General features: G+C 66.2%; 1 protein-coding gene. It reads right to left on the minus strand.

Annotated features, from left to right (window positions below):
* On the minus strand, positions 1-228 hold a 228-nt coding region (locus B1964_RS29685), incomplete at both ends, for an integrase core domain-containing protein (RefSeq protein ID WP_139765982.1).

Genomic DNA, 228 nt, shown 5'->3' on the forward strand with positions numbered 1-228 from the left:
TCGCAGCCCACGGGATGGTGCCGGTGGGTGCATCCGGCAGCGTACTCGGCCGGGGTCTTGTAGCCCAGCGCCGAATGCCGGTGTCGGTGATTGTGGTCGTCCTTGAAGTCGCCGATGACCACGCGGGCCTCCAACAGGGTGGGCGAGCAGTTGCGGTTCACACACTCGTCGCGCAACCGGTTGTTGAACGACTCGATGAACCCGTTGTTCCACGGCGTGCCCGGCGGG

The sequence above is a fragment of the Gordonia sp. i37 genome (assembly GCF_002043085.1).
Lineage (GTDB): Bacteria > Actinomycetota > Actinomycetes > Mycobacteriales > Mycobacteriaceae > Gordonia > Gordonia polyisoprenivorans.